16 protein-coding genes and 1 riboswitch are annotated in these 18,337 nt (G+C 60.2%); of the genes, 8 read left to right on the top strand and 8 right to left on the bottom strand.

All coding sequences use genetic code 11. The features are described from left to right. Positions 1 to 62 precede the first annotated feature (62 nt). The 4 genes from C5748_RS05390 to C5748_RS05405 all read right to left on the bottom strand — a co-directional run bounded on the left by C5748_RS05390 (position 63) and on the right by C5748_RS05405 (position 3,501). Entirely contained in the window at positions 63 to 548 is a 486-nt protein-coding gene (locus C5748_RS05390) for an L-2-amino-thiazoline-4-carboxylic acid hydrolase (protein WP_105740900.1), read from the bottom strand. Positions 549 to 702: 154 nt separating this feature from the next. Beyond that, positions 703 to 1,233, bottom strand: coding sequence for a P-loop NTPase family protein (locus C5748_RS05395; RefSeq protein ID WP_105740901.1), 531 nt, complete (start codon positions 1,231 to 1,233; stop codon positions 703 to 705). A gap of 289 nt (positions 1,234 to 1,522) precedes the next feature. Then, positions 1,523 to 2,287 (bottom strand): SDR family oxidoreductase, encoded by a 765-nt coding sequence (locus C5748_RS05400; RefSeq protein WP_105740902.1) that lies wholly within the window; start codon positions 2,285 to 2,287, stop codon positions 1,523 to 1,525. 14 nt (positions 2,288 to 2,301) lie between these two features. After that, positions 2,302 to 3,501 (bottom strand): mandelate racemase/muconate lactonizing enzyme family protein, encoded by a 1,200-nt coding sequence (locus C5748_RS05405; RefSeq protein WP_105740903.1) that lies wholly within the window; start codon positions 3,499 to 3,501, stop codon positions 2,302 to 2,304. A 173-nt stretch (positions 3,502 to 3,674) separates the two neighbouring features. Here C5748_RS05405 and C5748_RS05410 point away from each other — a divergent pair, with 173 nt between their 5' ends. From C5748_RS05410 to C5748_RS05425, 4 genes are all read left to right on the top strand, one after another. Further along, positions 3,675 to 4,457, top strand: a complete 783-nt coding sequence (locus C5748_RS05410; RefSeq protein ID WP_105740904.1) for a GntR family transcriptional regulator — start codon at positions 3,675 to 3,677, stop codon at positions 4,455 to 4,457. A gap of 232 nt (positions 4,458 to 4,689) precedes the next feature. Next, positions 4,690 to 5,712 carry a TRAP transporter substrate-binding protein gene (locus C5748_RS05415; RefSeq protein WP_105740905.1) on the top strand — a complete coding sequence of 341 codons (1,023 nt, stop codon included), beginning with the start codon at positions 4,690 to 4,692 and terminating at the stop codon, positions 5,710 to 5,712. Between the two features lie 53 nt (positions 5,713 to 5,765). Continuing rightward, a complete protein-coding gene (locus tag C5748_RS05420) occupies positions 5,766 to 6,338 on the top strand; it encodes a TRAP transporter small permease subunit (RefSeq protein ID WP_105740906.1) in 573 nt (190 codons plus the stop codon). Between the two features lie 3 nt (positions 6,339 to 6,341). After that, positions 6,342 to 7,670 carry a TRAP transporter large permease gene (locus tag C5748_RS05425; protein ID WP_245428821.1) on the top strand — a complete coding sequence of 443 codons (1,329 nt, stop codon included), beginning with the start codon at positions 6,342 to 6,344 and terminating at the stop codon, positions 7,668 to 7,670. A 214-nt stretch (positions 7,671 to 7,884) separates the two neighbouring features. On the opposite strand, the gene C5748_RS05430 is transcribed toward C5748_RS05425, so the two are convergent. The 4 genes from C5748_RS05430 to C5748_RS05445 form a co-directional block, all read right to left on the bottom strand. Beyond that, entirely contained in the window at positions 7,885 to 9,771 is a 1,887-nt protein-coding gene (locus C5748_RS05430) for a glycoside hydrolase family 15 protein (protein WP_105740907.1), read from the bottom strand. A 406-nt stretch (positions 9,772 to 10,177) separates the two neighbouring features. Further along, positions 10,178 to 10,396 carry a putative hemolysin gene (locus C5748_RS29415; protein ID WP_105740908.1) on the bottom strand — a complete coding sequence of 73 codons (219 nt, stop codon included), beginning with the start codon at positions 10,394 to 10,396 and terminating at the stop codon, positions 10,178 to 10,180. 348 nt (positions 10,397 to 10,744) lie between these two features. Continuing rightward, the gene (locus C5748_RS05440; RefSeq protein ID WP_105740909.1) at positions 10,745 to 11,548 is read right to left on the bottom strand and encodes a potassium channel family protein; all 804 of its coding nucleotides are present in this window, start codon (positions 11,546 to 11,548) and stop codon (positions 10,745 to 10,747) included. Positions 11,549 to 11,825: 277 nt separating this feature from the next. Continuing rightward, a complete protein-coding gene (locus C5748_RS05445) occupies positions 11,826 to 12,692 on the bottom strand; it encodes a LysR family transcriptional regulator (protein ID WP_105740910.1) in 867 nt (288 codons plus the stop codon). Between the two features lie 130 nt (positions 12,693 to 12,822). After that, positions 12,823 to 13,021: riboswitch (cobalamin riboswitch) on the top strand. A 105-nt stretch (positions 13,022 to 13,126) separates the two neighbouring features. Here C5748_RS05445 and C5748_RS05450 point away from each other — a divergent pair. From C5748_RS05450 to C5748_RS05465, 4 genes are read left to right on the top strand one after another with little or no spacing between them, the layout of a single operon-like run. Beyond that, a complete protein-coding gene (locus tag C5748_RS05450) occupies positions 13,127 to 15,316 on the top strand; it encodes a TonB-dependent receptor (protein WP_105740911.1) in 2,190 nt (729 codons plus the stop codon). A 1-nt stretch (position 15,317) separates the two neighbouring features. Further along, positions 15,318 to 16,103, top strand: a complete 786-nt coding sequence (locus C5748_RS05455) for an ABC transporter ATP-binding protein (protein ID WP_105740912.1) — start codon at positions 15,318 to 15,320, stop codon at positions 16,101 to 16,103. After that, positions 16,100 to 17,050, top strand: coding sequence for an ABC transporter substrate-binding protein (locus C5748_RS05460; RefSeq protein WP_105740913.1), 951 nt, complete (start codon positions 16,100 to 16,102; stop codon positions 17,048 to 17,050). The genes C5748_RS05455 and C5748_RS05460 overlap by 4 nt, the downstream gene beginning before the upstream one ends. Continuing rightward, complete coding sequence (locus C5748_RS05465) at positions 17,040 to 18,110, top strand: FecCD family ABC transporter permease (RefSeq protein WP_105740914.1); 1,071 nt, start codon at positions 17,040 to 17,042, stop codon at positions 18,108 to 18,110. Before C5748_RS05460 ends, C5748_RS05465 begins: the two co-directional genes overlap by 11 nt. Positions 18,111 to 18,337 lie beyond the last annotated feature (227 nt).

Consider the following 18,337-nt stretch of genomic DNA (forward strand, 5'->3'; position numbering starts at 1 on the left):
CGATTTGTTGCGAATCTTAGAAATTGTGCGACTAAATGGCAGCTTTGCGGGACGAAGGAGATTTACAGTTCGGTCTTCTCTGTAATCCGGGTCAGGCAGCAACCTTCCTGTCCGGGGGACCAGAGTTCAATCTCAAAATCGAAGCCCGCTGCTTCCAGAGTCGCCTCGTCAAGCGCGGAGGCGCAGTAAAGCAAAGTGACGATTTCCTCTTGGCTGCATCCGGCCTCAACCCATGCGTCCTTGATCGGGCATGCCATCATCTTCACTTCGAGGCATGTACTGTCGAGCCGCCTAATGTCCGGGCAAAACACTGACCCGTCATCTGGTGATTTCGCAAAGCCTTTTGCCATACATTCGAAGTCCCTCGGGGCGCAGCCCGCGAGCGATTTGCCAATATATAGGCCAAGGGCGTGGCTTGCACTTCGCATCACGTCCTTGGCTTCATCTTCGCCGTAGCGGGCCTTGAGTTCGCAAAAGACCATCAGATAGGCCGTGCCTCGGTCCTTGATGGCGTCATACAGCAATTTGTTCGTTGGCTTGTTGGTCAAATATTCCCCTCCGAATATTGTGCTTAGCTGCTGTCGCGAAATTCCCCCAACCCGCTACGGTTATGTGGCCATCTCATGCGACATAGCCCCCAAATATCCGTGGATCAAATACGCTATTGCCATTCGGGAACTCTATGGAATTTTGCCTTGAATGTCAGGAGTTACGCGACAGGAGAGTCAGCCCGGCCATGAAGTCGGCAATCGAGCGTTTGTTGTTCAATCGAATGGTCGGCACATGGGGACCATGCGATAGCCGTTCACTTTCGATATTCGGACGAGTTTCCCGATCGAAGTTCCACACATATCGAAGAAACGAGAAGAATTCCGCATCTATATGTTCAGAGCAGCCCACTGGCAGGTCTGCTCTCGGCCTGTTCAGAAAACTTCTGATAGCCACACGTTTGAGACAAATGGTCCGCGCCGTGTCCATCCAGATTACGAGGTCTGCACGCGGTAAGCGCAAGTCAAAGGTTTGGTGATGATAGTTTCCCTCGCAAATCCAGCCCGCTCCAGAAACCGCAATCTCAACGCGCTGCCTGAAATCTCCGAGCGCGGGCTTGGACCATTTCGGTCCCCAATAGAGCTTGTCGAGGTGGATAACAGGAAGAGATAGCCGTTCTCCCAACATGTTTGAGAACGTTGACTTCCCACTCCCTGCGTTGCCTAAGACCACAATCCGTTGCATCGAAATATCTATTCCATTGTCGTAATAATCCCGATTAAGACGACACTTTTGCGAAGTTATGGTCCATGGTGGTGGGAACCCGCAAGGTCTGCTCTCAGCGATCACCGCTTCCTGCCGCGAACGACCGAAACGAGATCGTCAGCGAATCCTGCATAACCTGCTAGGAAACACAACAGAACACCTCAATCCGAGGTTCATCATCATCGACGCCGCGTCGGAATCAAAATGGTCCTGGACGAGTGGGTGGCGAACAGCAGCAACGGGCCACGACGTTCCCTTGACTTCGGCGCTAGAGAACCGAGATCATTCCGCCATCGACATAGATGATCTGCCCGTTGACGTAGTCCGCAGCCGAAGAGGCGAGATAGACGGCGGTGCCGGCGAGCTCGTCCGGCCTCCCCCAGCGCCGCGCCGGCGTCCGCGCCTTCACCCAGCCGTCGAACTGCGGGTTGGCGATCAGCGCTTCGTTCATGTCGGTGATCATATAGCCGGGGCCGATCGCATTGGCCTGGACGCCGTGCTCGCCCCACTCGGCGGCCATGGCCTTTGTGAGCATCTTGATGCCGCCCTTGGCCACTGTATAGGGTGCGACCGTCGCCCGGGCGAGCTCACTTGTCAGGGATCCGATATTGATGACCTTGCCATGCCCGCGCGCGATCATACGCCGCGCCGCCTCGCGCCCGATGACGAAAGCGCTGGTGAGATTGGTATCGATGACACGCTGCCAGTCGGCGGTCGCCAGATCCACCATCGGCTTGCGGAACTGCATGCCGGCATTGTTGACGAGGATATCGATGGCAACGCCCGCCGTGTCGAAGCCGGCGAAGGTCGCTGCGATTGCGCCCTCGTCGGTGACATCGAAGGGCGCGATGAGCACGTCATGACCCGCCTCGCGCATTTCGTCGGCGGCTCTCTCCAGCCGCCCGGTATCGATCCCATTGAGAACGATCCGCGCCCCTGCTCGTGCGAGACCTTCGGCGATGGCGCGGCCAAGGCCCCGCGAGGAACCGGTGACGAGGGCGGTGCGCCCGGAAAGATCGAAGGGATTGGTCATTGGCACCTCTCGGTTCAAAGGCAGGATAGGCGGGTGGAAAGATCGGGGCGGTCGAAGACCTTCGGCAAGAGTTCGGTACCGAGGCCCGGTCCCTCCATGGGCAGGACATGACCGTTTACGATGCGCGGAAGCTCGGTGACCAGTTCCTTGTACCAGCCGGTGTAAAAGGCGCGCACCGATTCCTGGATCATCGTGTTGGGCTGCGAGAGCGAGGAGTGAACGGCGGCGACATATGCGACCGGTCCTGTGCAGTCGTGCGGCGCGTAGGGACGGTGATAGGTATCGGCGAGCGCTGCGATCTTTCGCCCTTCCGTCAACCCGCCCGTCCAGACGAGGTCGGTCATCACGATGCCGATGGCGCCGGCCTCGAGCATGTCTTTGTAGGGGAAGCGAGAGCCGAGCGTCTCCGATGCACAGATCGGCACGGTGGTGGAGGCCGCCAGTTCCTTGAGGGCCGCAACCGAATTCATCCGGATCGGGTCTTCATACCAGGTCGGGTCGTATGCTTCGAGCACACGGGCGATTCTCTTCGCCGTCGGCAGGTTCCACAGACAATGAAGTTCGACCATGATCTGCATTTTGTCGCCGACGGCCTTGCGAATCTTCTCGAACGGCTCCACCGCGCGACGCATTTGGTCGGCGGTGATGTAGCGACCATCGTTTTCGATCGCAGGCGGATCGAAGGGCCAGATCTTCATGCCCGTGATGCCCTGTTCCAGAAGGCTTTCGGCGACTGCCCCGGCATCGGTCATGAAACCGTTCAGATCCTCATAAGGGCCGTCGGCGGCACCGAAATTCCACGTATCGACCGGCTTGATCTTGTTGGAGCGCACATAGCCGTAGCCGGCGCAGGTGTTGTAGACCGGCACGGCGTCGTGGCAGAGCCCCCCGAGCATCTGATGCACCGGCTGGCCGCAGACCTTGCCAAAAATGTCCCACAGGGCGAGATCAATGGCGGAGGCACCCCGGTACTCGACACCCGTCGAAGACTGCGCCATCGGCAGGTTCACCATTTCACGCGAATGCGCCTCGATGCGCAACGGATCCTTGCCCAGGAGCCGGCCGGCCAGCACGTCGTGGATATGCGCCTCCACAGAACCGGCACCGTAGAATGTCTCACCGAGCCCGACGATTCCTGCGTCGGTTTCGACATGGACCCAAAGCACATTTGCGAACTCTTCCAGGCGCAGGGTCCTGATAGCGGTGATCTTCATCATTCCTCCCGGAAATTCCTGGCGGCGGTCCGGACACGTCTCGCCCGGCACCGTTCACGTGGTCGCCGGTCTCCCCAGACGATTCCACGGCTCAAGCCATAATTCAGTTTGTAAAATGTCACAACATGTTTTATTGCTCTGCCTATCGGTGATCGCAAAACGGGAGGTGAGCGATGGCGAACGATAAGCCAAGACTGCGTCTGCTGGAGAGCCGAGCGACGGGCGACAACGAGCCCCGTCCAACGCGCACCAACCGCGTCAACCACTTCGAACTCGCCTATGAGCGGATCGAAAACCTTATCGTCAAATGCGAGTTGGCACCGGGCCGCGAACTTTCGATGCAGGATCTCCAGAATCTCATCGGGCTCGGTCGCACGCCTATCCACCATGCGGTGAACCGCCTTGCGCTCGACACGCTGATCATCGTACGGCCACGGCATGGCCTGCGAATCGCGCCAATCGACCTGTCGCGGGAACGGTTGCTCCTTAGCCTGCGCAAGGATATCGAACGCTTCGTCATCGAACTGGCGGCACAGCGTTCCGGCGCCTCGCATCGCAATCAGATGCTCCATCTCAACCGTGTACTCCGTGAGCGTCGCGGCGAAATGGACATCAATGAATTCAACGAGATCGATCGCCGCATCGACAAGCTTATGCTGTCGGCGGCGGGCGAGCCCTTTGTCGAACATACGCTGCGTCCGCTCCACACGATCTTCCGACGCACCGGCTGGCTCTATCATCGTCAAATGCCGGGCAGTGCCGACCTAAAAACGACAATCGATGTGCATGTGGCCGTGCTCGATGCTGTCGCCAACCGGCATGTCGACGCAGCGCTACAGGCGTCCGACGCGCTGATCGCTTTTGTCGATGACATGTTCGATCACCTCGAGGCCAAGATCGATCCCAGCCTCCTTGATACGAACATCGAACCCCTCGGCAGCCAATTGGGAGTTTGAGGTGCAGACCACATTCCACGGCGAAAATACCGACACCTTCAGCGACGGCTTTGGAAGCGAGCCGCAGAGTTGGCGCCATTGTTTCCAGCTGCTTCGCGCACAAGACCGTCATCGCCAAATGCGCTATGAGCACTATTTGCGCCAATCGGGATCGGAGCCAGATGGTCTCGAGTGGGGGTGACCTACGACTTCAAATCATCTACACGACTTCAAACCATCCAAGGGAGGTAACATGAAACGTATTCTGTTCAATACCACAGCGGCACTCGTGGCCGTGATCGGCCTTGCAGGCTCTGCCCTCGCACAGGAGTTTTCGTTCCGGTTTCAGTCCTCTGATCCGGCGGGTAATCCGAACTTCGAATATCAGAAAGGTTGGACCGACCTCGTCGCCGAACGCTCCGGCGGCAAGGTGAAGATCGAACTGCTGCCGGTCGGCGCCGTCGTTGAATACAACGAAACGCTTGACGCAGTGGCCGGCGGCATCCTCGACGGCCAGATCTGCGATTCGTCCTACTGGGCCGGCAAGGACCCGGCATTCGGACTGATATCCAACCCGGTCGGCGCCTGGTCCGACCCCTCCCAGATGATCGACTTCATCGAAAACGGGGGCGGCAAAGAGCTTATGCAGGAACTCCTCGGCTCTTACGGCCTGCACTTCATCGGCGTTTCCACGCCGGGCCTGGAAGCCTTCGTTTCGCGCGTACCCCTCGATGGTGTCGATGACCTGAAGGGCGTCAAGGTCCGCTCACCGGAGGGACCGATCGCCAACGTCTTCGCAGCCGCGGGCGCCGCGCCCGTCAACCTGCCGGCATCGGAAGTCTATACCTCGCTCGACAAGGGTGTCGTCGATGCGGCCGATTACTCGGTCTTCTCGGTCAACCAGCAGCAAGGCCTGAACAAGGTGGCGAACCACCCGGTCTATCCCGGCTTTCACTCCCTGCCACTCGTCGAAGTTTCGATGAACAAGGCAAAGTGGGATGCTCTGCCGGACGACATCAAGACGATGCTCGAGGAAACCGTCAAGGAATTCCAGCAGACCCAGATCAATGGCCTTAAGGCGGCGGACCAGAAGGCGCTTGAGGAAGCAAAGGCCGACGGCTCGATCACCATCCACGACTGGTCGGCGGAGGAGCGGGCGAAATTTCGCATGCTCGCCGTTGCCGAATGGGAGCGGATCGCCAAGGGCTCGCCCATGTCACAGAAGGTCTTCGATACACTCACGGCCTATCTCAAGGGCAAGGGCCTGCTGCAGTAATTGGTGTTGCGGCCCGACAGGGCCGCACATTTCTCGTGCCGAGGGAGAGAAGCATGCCACGCGAAACGCCAATAGCCAGCGAAACCGAAGCTATCGCGGCAGGCTCGGTCAGTGCCGCGCCCGAAGCGGGCTTGATGGGGCGTGTGGTCGACAAGGTCGCCTATGTCTTCGCCGCAGGCATCGTGCTTGCGGCCGCTATCCTGCTGCTCGAAGTCTTCCTTCGCTACGTTTTCAACAGCCCGACGATCTGGGCTCATGAGACGACCATATTCCTCTGCGGTATTGCCTTCGTTTTTGGCGGCCTCTATTGCACCTGCCGCAACACGCATATCCGCGTCGTCCTGCTCTACGATAACTTTTCGCCGGGCCTGCGCCGGGTTGCCGACATCACGATTTCGCTGGTGAGTGCGCTCGCAAGTGCTTTCTTCGCTTATGCGGCTTACCACATGGTCGAGCGCGCCGTCATCACGCCGTCCGGCGCCGTGCGCCTCGAAACCACAGGTAGCGCCTGGAGCCCCCCCACGCCCGCGCTCATCAAGATCTTCATCCTGATCACGATGGTCCTGCTCGTTCTCCAGTTCCTGATCCTGGCCTTCAACTATGCCAAGCGTAAACCGAGGGATTGAGCTTTGACCGAATTCTTGGATTTCAGCTTCAATCTCCAGGCGCTCGGTATTGGCTGGGGCACGCTGCTCATGTTCGCGATGTTGGTGGCATTGCTCCTGACGGGGATGCCGCTCGCCTTCGTGACACTCCTTGTCGCTCTGGTCTTCGCGCTCGGCTGGTTCGGCCCGATGTCGATTCCGCTGATCACCAGCCGTGTCTATTCCTTCGTGACGAACTTCGTCTTCGTCTCGGTGCCGATGTTCGTGCTGATGGCGGCGATCCTCGATCGGTCCGGCATCGCCCGCGACCTCTTCGATGCGATGAAGCTCTTTGCCGGTCGCATCCGCGGCGGCGTCGCGGTGCAGACGGTCTTCGTCTCTGTCGTCCTGGCGGCCATGAGCGGCATTATAGGCGGCGAGATTGTGCTTCTCGGCCTCATCGCCCTGCCGCAGATGCTGCGTCTCGGCTATGACCGCAGTCTCGCGATCGGCGTCGTCTGCGCCGGCGGCTCGCTCGGTACGATGATTCCGCCGTCGATCGTTCTCATCATCTACGGTCTCACAGCCAACGTCTCGATCGGCGATCTCTTCACGGCAGCGTTTCTGCCCGGCTTCATGCTGGCGATGTTCTATGTGATCTACATCCTGGCGCGGGCCTATCTGACGCCACATGTCGTCCCGGACGTGGACCCGATCCCAATTTCGAAGACGGAACGGGGGCGCCTTCTCAAGGGACTTGCGCTACCTGTCTTGGTCGTCTTCATCGTGCTGGGTTCGATCTATGGCGGGATCGCCTCAGTGACCGAAGCCTCTGCCGTCGGCGTCGGCGGCGTGCTGCTCTCGACGATCCTGCGCGGCGAATTTTCCTATGGGTTGCTGCGAGACGCCGCGATGCAGACGCTCGCAACCGTTGGCATGATCGTCTGGATAGGCATCGGCGCAACGGCGATTGTCGGCGTCTACAACCTGATGGGCGGAGTGAACTTCGTCTCCGAACTGATCACCGGCATTTCCGACAGCCCGACGGTAATCGTGCTCGTAATGATGCTGATCCTCTTTGTGCTCGGCGCCTTTCTCGACTGGGTGGGCATAGCTCTCCTCACCATGCCGATCTTTGTGCCGATCATCAAATCGCTTGGTATGGATCCTGTATGGTTCGGCGTGCTGTTTTGCATGAACATGCAGATATCTTTCCTGTCCCCACCCTTTGGACCGGCTGCATTTTATCTGAAGTCCGTCGCGCCTCCCGACATCACACTCGGGGTAATTTTCAAGGCACTGGTCCCTTTCATCATGCTGCAGATCTTGGCTGTCGGTTTGCTGCTCGCATTTCCGTGGATCACCGGGCGGTAATGGAGGAAACATCACCCGACGTGACATGATGGACGGCAATTATTCTTCGCCTTGAAAGGATTGGAGCCGCAGACCTCAAGATCTCCATCTTGCTTGATCAAACTCGGCCGTATGCTCAAGACCGACACGGGCTATGCATGGGTTCCGTCGAACTGGCAGTTCTCCTGAAAGATCGGGCGGGGCCCGTCGCGCCTAGACCTTTCGGCCGTCATGCTCATGCAGGCGGGTTTTGCCGTCGGTTCGTCCGGACAGGCTGCGGAGCCTTGTCACGCGGCGGGCCGTCCGTTGGCTTGGCACGGTCCGCACGTTGCTCGGCCGGCCCCTCTGCGGAGATTAGATTGTGAGCGGTATTGACAATCCCCACATGGGAGAAGGCTTGCGGGAAGTTACCGAGCTGCCGGCCGGACCTCGGGTCATACTGCTCGGCCAAGAGCCCCAGATCGTTGCGCAGCGACAAGAGCCGCTCGAATAGTTCCGTGGCTTCCTCCACGCGGCCTGCCATTGTGAGTGCATCGGCCAGCCAGAAGCTGCAGACGAGGAATGTCCCTTCCCGTCCTGCCACCCCGTCCGGCGTCCGTTCCGGGCGGTAACGCAGAACGAGACCATCTTCGACCAGCTCCCGCCGGATCGCCTCAATGGTTCCCGTCACGCGTGGATCGTCCGGCGGGAGGAAACCGGTCAACGGCACCAATAGGAGCGAGGCGTCGAGTTCCGGCCCGTCGAAATGCTGGACGAAGGTCCGCTTTTCCTCGCTCCAGCCTCTCGACAGGATCTCGGCCCGGATCTCTTCGCGTTCGGCCTTCCAGCTTTCGGCAGGACCGTCGAGGCCGAAATCCTCGACTGCGCGCACCCCGCGGTCGAAGGCCACCCAGGCCATGAGCTTGGAATGCGTGAAGTGCCGGGGCGGGCCGCGGATTTCCCATATGCCCTGGTCCGGCAGCCGCCACTGCTTCTTTAGGTCCTCCAGCAGCACCTTTTGAAAGTTCCAGGCTTCGTGGGAAGGCTGAAGCTGGAACTTCCGGGCGACATGCAAGGCATCGAGCATCTCTCCGAAGACGTCGATCTGCAACTGACTGTACGCGCCGTTGCCGATGCGCACAGGCCTCGAATTTTCGTAGCCCGCAAGCCAAGGCAGTTCGGCCTCCGTAAGGCGGCGCTCGCCGGCGAGCCCGTACATGATCTGCAACTGCGCTGGATGCCCGGCGGCGGCGCGCAGCATCCACTCTCGCCATTCCCTTGCCTCATCACGGTAGCCGGAGATCAACAAGGCATACAGCGTGAGGGTGGCATCGCGGATCCAACAGTAGCGGTAGTCCCAGTTCCGTTCGCCGCCGATCTGTTCCGGCAGCGACGTTGTCGCTGCCGCGACCATGCCGCCGGTCGGCGCGAAGGTCAGCGCCTTCAACGTAATCAGTGAGCGGGTCACCGCTTCCCGCCAGGGATGCGGCTCCTCCTTGCCAAACCGGCACCGGCCGGACCACTCGCGCCACCATTGATCGGTCTTCTCCAGCTGCCGCTGTGGGTCCATGCTACGTTCCTCGGACCGGTGCGAGGGATGCCAGGCAAGGGTGAAAGGCACTGTCGTGCCGGCGTCGACCGTGAAAATCGCCGTCGTGTGCAGATCTTCGTTGACGAGCGGGACCGACGCATGCAGCTCGACCGCATCCGGCCCCGCCACCGCGCGCAGGCCGAAATCCGCCTGCTGAACCCATGGGACCGTGCTGCCATAGCCAAAGCGCAGTACGAACTCGCACTTCATGCTAACGCGCCCGCGATCACCACGGATGAGCCGAACGACATCGACATGCTCCTCATCGCTGGCGAGCGGCATGAAATCGATGAGGGTCACCACACCTTCGGCGGTCTCGAACGTGGTCTCCAGGATCATGGTGCCGGGCCTGTAGCGGCGGGAGACTTTCGCGTTCGGGTCAACCGGAGCAATTCGCCAGAAACCGTTTTCGGGCCCGCCGAGGAGGGCCGCGAAGCAGGCATCGGAATCGAACCGCGGCATGCAGAGCCAATCGATCGAACCGTCCCGCGCCACCAATGCACAGGACAGCATGTTGCCGATCAGTCCGTAATCTTCGATGGGCTTGCTCATTTCAGAAGCGGGGCGCCGCCTTTCGATACGGCGTAGTTCAGACCGAGATCGAATGCATCAACCAAGCGAAAGATGGGGCTCACGAGGACTCCTCCTTGGCCAGCGGACCAAGGCATGGAACGGCGTCCCGAGTGCGGTTGGCCCGGATGGCATTAAGTTCTTGGACGATCGCGACACCGGGAGTGATCCGATCCTTATCGGGACAGCATAGAGCGGTCTGCCGCCTCGGTCGAGAGCCGGCCGACGGCCAAGGATCGACGAGCTATTGGTGCGTCTTTTCGGTTCGAACAGGTGTGCTGCGCGTGGTGCCTCCGCCTCTCCGGCATAGAGGAAAAGACCGCACAAAGGGCCGTCAAGATCGCCAGCCGCAGCCTGAAGCTAAAGAAGCATCGCGTCACCCGCGATTTCAATTCTGCGACCGGAAAAGCTCCCATTCATCGACCACTCGCCCGTCAGGCAGGTGACAATAGCCGGCCTGCCCTTTGGCCTCCTGGCGGATTTCCAGACGACCGCCAATACTTACACAATAGGCCGATGCCGGATTTGGCATTCCGGCTGGCTCATCTTTGGGCGACGTGCATCCGGCCACGTTGAGCAAGGCAACCATCCACAATATACGCTGCATGTGAGAGCCCTTGTGTTAGAGAAGCCACGCTCGACCGCCAAGTCCGTGCCAGAGTTGCAGAGGGTTAAAAGCACGTCAACCACCATGAGTCCTGCGAGTGCTGTGCGCTTCCATGGTTGGCTCGCAGCACCGGACCTTCACGAGCTGAAGAGCCTCTACACAGCGAGTTCGTGCTGAAGTCGATTTTGCCCAGCAGTATGCACGAGCAATCCAATAGCCTATCGATGGGCGCTATAACCCATTCGAGCCTGAAATTGATGATACACTTGCTGCGCTCGCCACAATGAGATGAACTTCGCCAAGTCGGACCGGAAGCTCGGAAGCCTCATATTCGCTGACAAATGAGATTTAATCATCCGAATCCGGGATGTTTAGCATGTTGCCGCAGGCCTTGCAGTGGACCGCATCCGGATCATGGCGCTGCAGCCCACATTGTGGGCACGGGTGCCAGACCTTGTTCGGTCGAAAGATAGCCTGTCCCAACCGGATGAAGAGAGTGATGCCCGCCAGCATGATGACGACCGCTGTGAGCTTGCCCCATGGTCCCGGCAGCAGGATGTCCCCGTAACCCGTCGTGGTCATACTCGTTACAGTGAAATAGAGGGCGTCGATATAGCCCGCAAAACCGGAGCCTTCCCGGAAGAAGAATGTGTAGATGAAGCCCGTCACCACGAAGAGGAAGGTGATCAGATTGACCGCGGACTGCACCACCTCGCGCCATGGGCCGTAGCCTCGCCTGACCAGGGGGCGCCAGAACATTCCGCTGCGCGACAGCGACCACAGGCGCAGAACGCGCAGGAACCCCAGATTGGCGAGCCACAGTGGAAAGAGTAATGTCACGAGGATGAATATGTCGACGATGCTCGTCGGCTGCCGCAGCCAGTGTGGAATGTCTTTGGAGGCCATCGTGCGGGCGGTGATGTCTAGAGCCAGAAGCGCCGCAATCGAGAAGTCTACCCAGAGGAAGGAAGGATGCTCACGGAGCAGTGGACTGGCGACGAAGAAGGCGACGATCAGCAGATCAACGACCATCACGACGTATTGGAAGCGCAGGGCACCGGGAGAGCGGCCGTGATAGAGCAGACGGAGACGCTCGCGGAGTGCCTCAGGACCGGTGCGTAGCTCGGTTTTTTTGGGAGGGCCGTCGTCCATGGGTGCTCGATAAATACGCTGCTGCAAGGGCGTTTCCGCTCGGATCAATCCATGGGCTGCCCTGCCGGCCCTTTGCCGATGACGTATCCAGGAAACCTACCCTACCGGCAAATCGCAAAGGACTCCAGCCCCCGAGCCGCCGGAGGCGACCGATAGAAACATATTTGAAACATCGAACGAACAGAGCCTTCGCATTCATCATCTTTAGGACAGCATCACACCGGTGAAGGAAGGCGCGCGCCCTGATCACAGTGGAGTAGGCAGCATGAGGGCGACGCTAGGCCTGATTTTCCAAAGCTTCGAAAACGAGAGCAATGAGCCGCCCGGCCGGCGAGTTTCGCGGCCATAGCATGCCCACCTCTCTCGAAACGGCTTTCATCGGCAGTTCCAGACGCACGACGTTCATCGTCTGCTGCCATGGCGTCGACCAGTCCGGCACCAGCGACACGCCCAGACCGTTGCCCACCATAACCGCAATGGCTTCGAGAGAATCAAGCTCAAGCCATTCGCGCGGACGAATGCCACTGTTGCGCAGATACTGCTCGGCTAACCTGCCGCCCCAGTTATTGCGGTCATAGCGTATAAATGGCATTTCCCGAAGGAGGTAGTGAGGTGCATCCATCGCCGCCTTCTCCGGAGTCATCAGGACTAGGCGTTCGGACCGAAGCAGCTTCCAATTGAAGGTCTTGACGATGGGGAAAGGTGGCCGCACCAAAATGGCCGCGTCGATTTTCTCGTCCATCAGGCCCTGGTAAAGATCAGCTGACGTCCCTGGGAGCAGAAAGACCTCGACGTCGGGCATGGTGTCAAAAACGTGCCGTAGCGCAGGTGGCAACAGCCCCGTTAGGGCAGTCGAGATCGCGCCAAGGCGCAATTCACCAGACGGAAGATCATGATGGGCCAGGCCGCGCAAGTGGCGCACTTCCGACAAGATGCGTCGACTATGATCGAGGATTGCATGGCCCGCTTCTGTCGGTTTGACCCGACGGCCCGCTCGCATGAGCAATGATACACCAATTTCGTCTTCCAACGCCTGCATGCGCTGCGCCACGGCCGCCGGTGTGATACCGAGCCGTCGTGAGGCCTCGGCTAGTGAACCATGCTCCGCAACAATCAGGAAGGTTTCGAGAAAACGGGTCTCCATAGCAAGGTTTCCTATCGATTGAGGCAATCAAAAGCCATATTTTTCTTCGCGCCCGCTTCCCGGTTGACGGACCGCAGCGACACTTATTGCCAATGCGCTCCGACGCCGGCTTGACGAATCTATCAACTCACGCCTAACTGGCTGCGACGGTTCCCCGTAAGGGGATCAAAAGGGAACGCGGTGCGGGCTTTGAGCCCTATGCCGCGGCTGCCCCCGCAACTGTAAGCGGTTAGTTTCTCGTCATATTGCCACTGGGCCAGCGGTCCTGGGAAGGCGACGAGAAACGACGAGCCGTGAGCCAGGAGACCTGCCGTCAGCCGTAGTCACGCGCGTGCACATTGGGCGGGGTGTCCTGATGAAAGGCAGATTTCCGTGCAAATGCATGGGAAGACTGTGTTCGCGGTGACGTGCAACACGTACCGCTGGACCACGCAATGTCTTCTCAAAGTTCTATTTCGCGCAAAGCCGTTGATCGCATCTTTCTTCCGCAGCCATCGATCCGTCATGAAATTCTCCTCGCGGGTGTCGGATTTCTGTCGCTCTCAAGTGGCGTTGCCTTCGGACAAGGTGTTTCGGATGATCCCTCGACGGAGATACTGCTCGATCCCATCACCATCACGGCCACGGATCAGCGAGGCGACGTGGGGCCGGACCTCGACCGAAAGTCCAATGCGGGAAGCCGGCTCGGCCTGACGGCGCGCCAGACGCCGGCCAGCGTGGAGATCATCGATGGCGAGACGATCCGCCAGCGTGGCCAGATGGATGTGAACCAGGCGATCGTCCGCAACGGCATCGGCATCAATTTCATGGGCTCTCCGGGCAATGGCGGCACGTCGCTCGGTATGCGCGGCTTCACCGGCCACGGCTCGGTGACGCGGCTCTATGATGGCGTGAAGCTCTATCCGGGGTCAGGCACCATCACTTTTCCCTTCGATAGCTGGACAGTGGGCCGGATCGAGATCCTGCACGGGCCCGCCTCGGTGCTCTACGGCGAAGGCGCAATTGGCGGCGCAATCAACATCGTGCCGAAGAAGCCGCTCACCGACAGAAGCCGCAACGAGATCCGCACGATGATCGGCACCGATGGCCAGAAGGGCATCGCCATTGGCAGTGCCGGCCCGATCGACGAGCGCTTCGCCTATACTCTCGACATCAGCGGCAAGGGTTCTGATGGCTGGATGGAACGTGGCGATGCATCGAGCCTTGCCGTATCGGGCGCGTTGAGGTGGCAGGCCAATGACGAACTGGCGCTGACCTTTTCCCACGATCACGGCTACAACAAGCCATCTGCCTATTTCGGCACGCCGCTGATCGAAGGCCGGCTCGATGAACGGCTGCGGCGCGAGAATTATAACGTCACCGATTCCCTGGTACGCTTCCGCGATCACCTTACCCAGCTCAAGGCCGAATGGACGCCGAACGAGACCCTGTCGATAAACTCCACCACCTATTATCTGTCGAGCGACCGCGACTGGCGCAATGTCGAAAGCTACCTCTACCGGCCGCAGACCAGGGACATCCTGCGCGATAGCTATATCGCGATCAACCATCGGCACGAGCAGGTCGGCAACCGGACCGATTTGACATTCGAGAGCCGGTTCGCAGGCATGGAGAACCGGACCGTCGTCGGTTTCGACGTCAACCACATTCGTTTCAGCAATTCCAACAACTCGCCCTATTCGGGACAGTCCGTGGTCGATCCGATTGATTTCGACCCAGGCCATTTCATCAGCCCAGACCCGTTCCGCACCACGCTCGACAGCACGACGCTGCAATATTCGCTGTTTGCCGACAATCGGCTGGCGATCAACGATCAATGGTCGGTTGTCGCGGGTTTCCGCTATGACGATCCCCGCCTGAAGCGCACCAATCCGCAGACCGGTGCGCGCTTCAGCCGCGATCTCGATTCATTCAACTGGCGCATCGGGGCGGTCTACACGCCCGTGCCGGACCTTGCCTTCTTCGCGCAATATTCCCAGGCGTCCGAACCGATCGGCAGCATGCTGTCGCTGTCGGACGCGCAGCGCGACTATGCCCTGCCGCGCGGCGAGCAATATGAGGCCGGCGTCAAATTCAGCTTCCTTGATGGCCGTGCCGACGCCACGCTCTCGGCCTACCACATCCGCAAGAAAGATGTCCTGGCGCGCGACCCGGACAATCCAACGATCATTCGCCAGATCGGTTTGCAATCCTCGCAAGGCATCGAAGTCGCGCTCGGCCTCGATATCGGCGATGAATGGCGCGTCGAGGCCAACGGCACGATACTGAGCGCTCAATTCGATGATTATCTCCAGGCCGGCGGCGATTTTTCCAGCAACACGCCGCCCAACGTGCCGCGGCAGGCGGCAAACCTCTTCGCGAGTTGGGCCTTTGCGGAGGACTGGCAGGTGTTCGGTGGCCTCCACTATGCCGGCCAAGTCTATACCGACGATGCCAACACGAAAACGCGGCCAAGCTATCTGACTGTCGATGCCGGCCTGCAATGGCGACCGACGGAGACAGCGACGATCGAGCTGAACGTCTACAATCTGTTCGACGAGATCTATGCCACGTCCGGCGGCGCGACGCAGTGGCTGGTGGCACCACCGCGCTCGGCGACATTGTCGGCCCGGTTCACGTTTTAAGATGACGGCGCTCGGCCTTCAGATCAGGCAGGTTGCCTGGGGTCCCTCCCCCGGACGGCGCATCATCGCGGATGTCAGCTTCGATGTCGCGCCAGGGGCGATCACGGCGATCGTCGGGGCGAACGGTGCGGGCAAGTCGACGTTGTTGCGTTGCATTTACAGGACGTATCGGCCACAGGCCGGAGAGGTTCTGCTCGACGGTGTCGACATCTGGAAAATGCGGCCGCGGGAGGCGGCATGCAAGATCGCAGCGGTGCTTCAGGAAACGCCGTCGGATTTTCCCTTTACCGTTCGCGAGGTGATCGCGATGGGCCGGATGCCTCACCTGACAGGCCTGTTTGCCGCCTCGTCGCGCGATGAGGCGATTATCGAGACGATGATTGAGCGTCTCGAACTGGAGAGGCTGGCCGATCAGCCTTTTGCGGTCATCTCGGGCGGTGAGAGACAGCGAGCGCTTCTTGCCCGCGCGCTGGTGCAGCAACCGGGGCTCCTGGTGCTCGACGAGCCGACCAATCATCTCGACATCCGCCACCAGCTGGAAATCCTGCACATACTGCGTGGGCTCGGCGTCACCGTTCTCACCACGCTCCACGATCTGACGCTCGCAGCCGCCATCGCCGACCAGATCATCGTCATGCGCGCCGGGCGCGTCATCGCCGCAGGCGCGCCGGGCGAAGCTTTGACCCCATCCGTCATTCGCTCGGCCTTCAATGTCGATGCGACCATCAACGGCCAGGACGGGGAGATGCGCTTCGCCTTCCGCCTTCCCGAAAGGAGCACTCCATGAAGCTGTCTGCCGCTTCTTTTTCCGCACTCGCATCATTGCTTGCAACCATATCTCCTGCTGCGGCCTTTCCGGTCACGGTCGAAAGCTGTGGCCGGCAATTGACGGTCGAGGCGCCGCCCAGGCGCGCCGTCTCCTATGGTTCCAACCTCACCGAGATCATGCTTGCGCTGGGGCTCGAAGACCGCATGGCCGGCTTCATCGGCCAGGGCGACCGGCTGCGGGCCTCGGCCGTCGCCGATTTCCCGGCGATCGCCGGCTTGCCCGAGTTGCAGCGCAGCTATCCATCGCTGGAGGTTTTCCTCGAGAAGGAAATCGACTTCTATTTCGCAGGATGGAGCTATGGTATGCGGGTGGGCGGTGAGGTCACGCCCGAGACGCTTGGCACATACGGTATTCCCGTCTACGAACTGTCGGAATCTTGCGTCCGGCTGGGCCGGACGACACCCCCGACATTCGACTACCTCTATCGCGACCTGGAAAATCTGGCGGCGATCTTCGGCGTTCCCGAGCGCGCCGCGACCCTTGTCGCTGACTACAAAAAACGCATCGCAGCGGTTCAGACCGCGGTCCGCGGCAAGGAACGCCCCGATGTCTTCATCTATGATTCCGGCGAACGCGCGCCTTTCACCGCCGGCGGCTATTCCATGCCGCAGGCGATCATCAACGCTGCTGGTGGCATCAACATCTTTGCGGATTCCGCGTCGAGCTGGATCCGGGTCGACTGGGAAACCATGATCGACCGCAACCCTTCCGCGATCGTCATCGTCGACTATGGCGAGATCACCGCCGCGCAGAAGATCGCCTTTCTGAAGCGCATCCCAGCCTTCGCCAATGTCGATGCGATCCGCAACGAGCGGTTCCTCGTCCTGAGCTATGATGACCTGACACCCGGTCCCCGCAACATATCGGCCGCCGAGCGGCTGGCCGAGTTCCTGCATGACGACTGAGACAGCTCTTCGCAATGAAGCTACATCTGCCAGACTGACGCTGCGCTCCAAGATGGCGCTGCTGCTCGCCGCCGGCCTCACGCTACTCTTTCTAGCTGTAACCCTGTCGATCAGCCTGGGCTCGGCCCGCATTCCGTTCGCCACGGTCTGGTCGATCGCGTTGCACCGGATTGGCCCCGATCTGATCGAACCCTTCTGGAACGCCGGCCGCGAGAACATCGTCTGGAACCTGCGCTTTCCCCGCGCGCTGCTCGCCGCCATCGTCGGCGCGGGGCTTGGCATGGCCGGCGCGGCGATTCAGGGAACGACACGCAATCCGCTAGCCGATCCTCATCTGCTCGGCGTCTCGGCTGGAGCGGCGCTGGGAGCGAATGTCGCGATCCTGCTTGTCGGCAACGTCTTCGGTCCCGCAACCGTGCCGCTCTTCGCCTTCGCGGGCGCGCTCTTCGCCACGGCGCTGATCATCGGCATCGCCGGCCTGTCGCCCGGCACCGACAGAACGCAACTCGTGCTGGCCGGCGTCGCGATCTCCTTCATCATCTCTGCTGCGGCCAATCTGGTCATCATGTTCGCCGACCCGCGCGCCATCGCGAGCGTCATCTTCTGGATGATGGGCGGTTTCGGCCTGGCGCAATGGAGCAATCTTCTCTTTCCGCTCACGGCGCTCATCATCGCCGGCTTCGTGTTCATCATCAATGCAAGGTCGCTCAACGCGCTGGCCATGGGCGATGAGAGCGCAACGACGCTTGGCGTGCCGGTGACGCGCTTGCGGCTCATCCTGATCGTTGCAAGCGCCTTCATAACCGGCGTGCTCGTGGCATTTTCCGGCATGATCGGCTTCGTCGGCCTGATGATGCCGCATATCGCGCGCCTTCTCGTCGGCGGTGACAATCGCCTTGTCCTGCCCGCAAGCGCAGTGCTCGGCGCGATCTTCCTCGTCCTGGCCGACATCATCGCGCGAACCCTGACCGCACCGAACGACATACCGATCGGCATCGTCACCGGTTTCATCGGCGGGCTCTTTTTCCTCGCAATGCTTGTCAGACGCCGGTCCCCATGAACTTGCAGTGCCGGGAATTGACCTTGCGCTCGCCTCGGAGATTGACGAGTTCAAAGGGGCTTGGCGAGCGCTGGGTACGCTCGCGCCAGAACGCCTATCGGCTCTGCGCCGCGTTGCGATCATCGAGAGCATTGGCTCCTCCATATGAACCGCCGCTCTGTGGAGCCACCCTCAGTCGCAAGATGCACAAGATTAGCTCGGAACTAAGACCGTATGATCCGAGGATT

Source organism: Phyllobacterium phragmitis, from assembly GCF_002980495.1.
Classification (GTDB): Bacteria; Pseudomonadota; Alphaproteobacteria; order Rhizobiales; family Rhizobiaceae; genus Paramesorhizobium; species Paramesorhizobium phragmitis.

Bases quoted from the DNA above. Each gene is read 5' to 3' on its own strand.
- C5748_RS29415 (WP_105740908.1), bottom strand. From the start codon at position 10,396: ATGCAGCGTATATTGTGGATGGTTGCCTTGCTCAACGTGGCCGGATGC.
- C5748_RS05400 (WP_105740902.1), bottom strand. From the start codon at position 2,287: ATGACCAATCCCTTCGATCTTTCCGGGCGCACCGCCCTCGTCACCGGT.
- C5748_RS05405 (WP_105740903.1), bottom strand. From the start codon at position 3,501: ATGAAGATCACCGCTATCAGGACCCTGCGCCTGGAAGAGTTCGCAAAT.
- C5748_RS05465 (WP_105740914.1), top strand. From the start codon at position 17,040: ATGACGACTGAGACAGCTCTTCGCAATGAAGCTACATCTGCCAGACTG.
- C5748_RS05395 (WP_105740901.1), bottom strand. From the start codon at position 1,233: ATGCAACGGATTGTGGTCTTAGGCAACGCAGGGAGTGGGAAGTCAACG.
- C5748_RS05445 (WP_105740910.1), bottom strand. From the start codon at position 12,692: ATGGAGACCCGTTTTCTCGAAACCTTCCTGATTGTTGCGGAGCATGGT.
- C5748_RS05420 (WP_105740906.1), top strand. From the start codon at position 5,766: ATGCCACGCGAAACGCCAATAGCCAGCGAAACCGAAGCTATCGCGGCA.
- C5748_RS05440 (WP_105740909.1), bottom strand. From the start codon at position 11,548: ATGGACGACGGCCCTCCCAAAAAAACCGAGCTACGCACCGGTCCTGAG.
- C5748_RS05410 (WP_105740904.1), top strand. From the start codon at position 3,675: ATGGCGAACGATAAGCCAAGACTGCGTCTGCTGGAGAGCCGAGCGACG.
- C5748_RS05415 (WP_105740905.1), top strand. From the start codon at position 4,690: ATGAAACGTATTCTGTTCAATACCACAGCGGCACTCGTGGCCGTGATC.
- C5748_RS05455 (WP_105740912.1), top strand. From the start codon at position 15,318: ATGACGGCGCTCGGCCTTCAGATCAGGCAGGTTGCCTGGGGTCCCTCC.
- C5748_RS05430 (WP_105740907.1), bottom strand. From the start codon at position 9,771: ATGAGCAAGCCCATCGAAGATTACGGACTGATCGGCAACATGCTGTCC.
- C5748_RS05460 (WP_105740913.1), top strand. From the start codon at position 16,100: ATGAAGCTGTCTGCCGCTTCTTTTTCCGCACTCGCATCATTGCTTGCA.
- C5748_RS05450 (WP_105740911.1), top strand. From the start codon at position 13,127: ATGTCTTCTCAAAGTTCTATTTCGCGCAAAGCCGTTGATCGCATCTTT.